Below are 4,676 nucleotides of genomic sequence, written 5' to 3'. Positions count from 1 at the left end.
GCTCGGTCGCCGCGTTGACCGTCAGCCCGGGGTCGCGATCGGAGGCGGACGCCCCGCCGCAGGTGGATCCGGCGAGGCCGGGGTACCGCGGGCAGTCCTCCGGCCCGTAGGGCATCGGGTCAGCGAAGGACGGCACGGCGGTGATGGCGAAGCGTCCGGTGGAGAACACCGCCGCGCCGGCCTCCCCCATGGGGCGGAGCGCGTAGAGCGTCCGGACCATCCCGTGGGGGTTCCTGGCCGTGCGGTCGAGCACCACACCGGTGTCCCCGACGAGCCTGATCGACCCGGCGACGGTACGGTCCGCCATCGCGACCCCCGCCCCGGTCACGGCCAGGCCGGCGTCGAGGAGTCTGGCCAGCGACCCCGGCCGGTCGAGGACGATCTGCGAGAGGCGGGTGGCCTCCTGCATCGTCTCGACGATCTCCGGGCCCGCGTCGGCGAGGTCCTCCGCCAGGTAGGCGATCGCGGCCGAGTCGCCGACGAGCCCCCGCAGCGCCGGGTCGAGATCCTCCCCCGCACGGTCGGCGTCCTCGATGGCCCTGCCGAGGATTTGTCCGCGTCCCGCGAGCGCGCGGTCGAGCGCGGAGAGGGTCACCTGCAGGCGGTCGGGTTTGATGGAGACCAGCAGGTCGCTGGCCCGGGTGAAGACGTCGTAGAGGAGCACGGCCTCCTCGGAGCGGTCCGCGGGAAGCCGGTCACCGTCCCGCAGGCGCGCGCCGAGGCCCCCCTGGGGCCCGGCCTCCGGGGACCGGGGATCGGGCTGGACGAGGTCCAGGCGGATGTCACCGAAGAGCGTGCGGGGAACTGCGCGGACCACCACGTCGCCGGGGATCCGATCGGCGTGATCGGACGAGACCAGGATCTCCAGATCGGTCTCGGACTCCCCCAGCATGCCCGGGGTCCCGCCCTCGGCGCCACGGACGTCACCGACCTTCACCCCGAGGTGGTACACGGGAGCGTGGACCGGCACCCGGCCGGCCTGCGCCGGGAGGCTCGTCGTCACCGTCGTCCCCGTGTCGAGCGCTCCGGCTCCGCGGGCCACGAGGACCACGGCGAGGACCACCGCCACCACCGTCGCGACGAGACCGCGGGCCGCCAAGGTCCTCTCAGGGGTCGGTCCAAGCGCGCGGCCTCTCATGTGATCCCCAGTGCGGGCACCTCGGGGACGAGTCCCCACAGCGCGAAGGTCAGGACGATGTCGATGAAGCCGATGGCCAGGATGCTCGTGCGCAACGCACGGCCGGCGGCCCGTCCCACCCCTTCGGGCCCGCCCGAGGCGTGGTACCCGTAACTGCAGTGGACGAGCACGATCACGGCGGCAAAGACGACGGCCTTGATCAGGGAGTACGCGACATCCTCGGGCCCGAGGGTGATGTGGAAGAAGTAGTCATACGTTCCGGCCGACCCGCCGTTGACATAGACCACAACGACGCGCGTCGCGATGTACGTCGCGACCAATCCGATCGCATAGAGCGGGACGATGCAGATCATGGTCGCGACGAGTCGCACACCCGCGAGGTAGGGGATGGTCGGCACCGACATCGAGTCCAGCGCGTCGATCTCGTCGGAGATGCGCATCGCCCCGAGCTTCGCCGTGAACCCGGTGCCGACCTTGGCGGCCAACGCGATGGAGGCGACCACCGGGGCGAGCTCGCGGGTGTTGGCCATGGCGGAGAGCATCCCCGAGAGGGTCGTCAGCCCGATCAGGTCGAGACCGCGGTAGGTCTCCACGCCCACCATGACGGCCGCCACCGCGGTCATGGCCAGGACGATGCCGACCGTCCCACCCCCGGCGAGGATCGAGTTGGACCCGAAGCCGACGTCGACCACTTCGCGGAGGACCTGCTTGCGGTACCGGATCACGGCGGTGGGGAGCGTGACGATCACCCGTCCGGCGAACGAGACGTGTCGACCGACCTCCGCCATACCGCCGGCGACCCGACCCAGGCGGCCTGCGGTCCGGGTGGTGCGGACCTTCTGGACGACCGTCGTGTCGACGACCCGGAAGTCGGACATGTCAGTACTTCCCGACGGACGGGACGACGACGCCGTACACGGTGGACATGACGGTGTTGACGACGAAGACCGTCACGAACGCCAGGACGACGGTCTCGTTGACGGCGTCCGCCACCCCGCTGGAGCCGCCCCGGGCGTGAAGGCCCTTGAACGTGGCGATGAGCGAGGACACGACCGCGAAGGCGACCGACTTGACCATCGCCATCCACAGGTCCGAGGGGCGCCCGTAGGCGCTGAGCGTCGACAGGAACGCGCCGGCCGATTCACCCTGCCCGTAGACCTGGTAGATCAGGCACGCCACGACCCCCATCGCGGTGACGAGCGCGCACATGACCACCGAGACCAGCATCGTGGCGAGGACGCGGGGCACGACGAGCCTCTCGATCACGTCGAGCCCCATCACCTCCATCGCCTCGACCTCCTCGCGGATGGTCCGCGAACCGAGATCCGCGCAGATCGCCGACCCGCCCACCCCGGCGAGCATCAGCGCGCACACCAGCGCGGAGGCCTGGCCGACCACCACGAAGGCCACCACGGCCCCCGCGTACCCGGCGGCGCCCAGGCGTCCGGCGAGCTCTCCCACGGACACCGCGACCAGCACGCCCACCGGCAGCATGAGCAACAGCGCCGGCACCGAGCTCACCCGGGCGACGAACAGCGCCTGGTCCCTCGTCTCGGAGAGCGAGAGCCGACCGGTCAGGACGGTGCGCACGCAGCTGGCGAGCGTGAACACCGAATAGCCGACGAGTGAGCCGATCTGACCGGAGAGGTCGACGACCGGGCCGCGGCCGGTGGGCAGGTGGAAGACCATGGGTCAGTCCGTCAGACCCCGACGGTGCCGTGATCGGAGCGCAGGGCGCCCTTGACCACCTTGCCGCTGGCGTTCCGGGGGAGCTCATCGACGTGCACGAGGTGCTTGGGCAGCTTGAAGCCGGCCAGCTTGTCGCGCAGCCACCCGGTCAGCTCGTCGAGGGTGATGTCCGAGCCACCCTCCTCCTCGTGCTGCGCGACCACCGCGACGGGCACCTCGCCCCACGTGTCGTCCTTACGGCCGATCACCGCGGCCTCACGGATCCGCGGGTGGCCGGCGATCACGTTCTCGACCTCGGCGCAGTAGATGTTCTCGCCGCCGGAGATGATCATGTCCTTCTTGCGGTCCACGACGTAGACGAAGCCCTCGTCGTCCGTCCGGACCAGGTCGCCGGAGTGGAACCAGCCACCCTCGAAGGCCTCCGCGGTCTCGGCGGGCTTGTTCCAGTACCCCGACATCGTGGTGGGTCCGCGGTAGACGATCTCGCCCACCTCGCCGGGGCCTACCGGCTCCCCGAACGCGTCCACCACACGGGCCTGCAGGGTGGGGATGACCTTGCCGACCGACCCGAGCTTGCGCAGCGCGTCGTCACCGTCGAGCGCACAGGTGATGGGGCTCATCTCGGTCTGGCCAAACACCGCGCAGTTGAGGGCGTCCGGGAACGTCTCGGACATGGCGCGCAGGATCGTGTCCGTCGACGGGGCCGCACCCCACGAGATGTTGCGCAGCACCAGCTTCCGAGGGCGGGCCTTCTGCTCTGCGCAGACGGCCTGCCACTGCACGGGCACGAGGAAGACGCTGGTGATCTGCTCCGCCTCGAGGGTGTCGAGGAGGGCGGACGGGTCGAAGGCCTGCAACGGGTGGACCACCGTGACCCCGCCGAGCTGGAGACTCGGGGCGATCGAGCCGAGCGCCGCGATGTGGAACATCGGGGCCGCACACAGTGCGCGCCCCTCCTCGTCGAAGAGCCGGAAGACCCTGATGCAGGTCAGGGACTGGGCTGTGAGGTTCTCGTAGGACAGCATCGCGCCCTTGGGCCGACCCGTGGTGCCCGAGGTGTACATGATGAGAGCCGTGGAGTCCTCAGGGACGTCGACGGGCTCGTGCGGCGCGCCCTCCTCGGCGAGCGCGTCGGCGAAGGTGGTCTGGTGCTCGGTGCCGGATTCGCCGCCGATCACGATGTGGTCTCCGGGCTCCTCACCCTGGGCACGGATCGCCCCGACGAGCGGGGCGAGCAGGGCGTCGGTGACGACGACCTTCGGCGCGCAGTCACTCACCAGGTAGGCCAGCTCGGCCGGGGTGAGGCGGAAGTTCACCGGCACAGCGATGGCTCCCAACTCGTTGATGCCGAGCACCGCCTCGACGAACTCCGGGTTGTTGAGGGTGATCAGCATGACCCGATCACCCCTGGCGACCCCACGACGGGCCAGCGCGTCGGCGAAGAGACCGCTGCGCTCGTGTAGTTGCGACCAGGTGGTGGTCTGGCCGAGGTAGCGCAGCGCCTCGCCGTCGGGGTTCATCTCGGCGTGGGTGGCCACCCACGTGTTCCAGTTGTTCCGGCGGGCGGCGTGGAGCTCGGCGATCGGGTCAGGGGTCGCGGTCGTCATGATCTGGCCTTTCGTGTGAACGGGTTGGCGGGGCGGGTCAGGAGAAACTCGGGCGGCGCTTCTCGAGGATCGACGCGACGCCCTCGGCGAAGTCCGCGGAGACCAGGAGCTCGCACTGCCCGTCGTGCTCGCGGGCCAGTGCGGCGTCCAGCTCGGCGAGAGTGGCACCGGTGACGGCCCGTTTGGTCAGTTCCAGTGCGCGCTGCGGGCCCCGGGCCAGCCGGCGGGCCAGCTTGGCGGCG

At 70.6% G+C, this 4,676-nt stretch carries 4 protein-coding genes and 1 pseudogene; all 5 read right to left on the bottom strand.

Features of this window, described 5'->3' with window-relative positions:
• On the bottom strand, positions 1–1,099 hold a 1,099-nt coding region (locus G6027_RS03645; RefSeq protein WP_182635494.1), incomplete at its 3' end, for an MCE family protein.
• A 35-nt stretch (positions 1,100–1,134) separates the two neighbouring features.
• Positions 1,135–1,926: an ABC transporter permease gene (locus G6027_RS03640; RefSeq protein WP_241726781.1), complete on the bottom strand. Its 792-nt coding sequence runs from the start codon at positions 1,924–1,926 to the stop codon at positions 1,135–1,137.
• A gap of 91 nt (positions 1,927–2,017) precedes the next feature.
• Complete coding sequence (locus tag G6027_RS03635) at positions 2,018–2,827, bottom strand: ABC transporter permease (protein WP_182635491.1); 810 nt, start codon at positions 2,825–2,827, stop codon at positions 2,018–2,020.
• 11 nt (positions 2,828–2,838) lie between these two features.
• On the bottom strand, positions 2,839–4,434 hold the full coding sequence (gene fadD5 / locus G6027_RS03630) for a fatty-acid--CoA ligase FadD5 (RefSeq protein ID WP_182635489.1): 1,596 nt from the start codon (positions 4,432–4,434) through the stop codon (positions 2,839–2,841).
• 37 nt (positions 4,435–4,471) lie between these two features.
• A pseudogene (locus G6027_RS03625) lies at positions 4,472–4,676 on the bottom strand (enoyl-CoA hydratase); the annotation flags it as partial.

This window comes from Dietzia sp. SLG310A2-38A2 (assembly GCF_014145095.1).
Classification (GTDB): Bacteria; Actinomycetota; Actinomycetes; order Mycobacteriales; family Mycobacteriaceae; genus Dietzia.
Note: the sequence above shows the minus strand (reverse complement) of the source record. Positions and strands in the feature narration are given on the sequence as shown.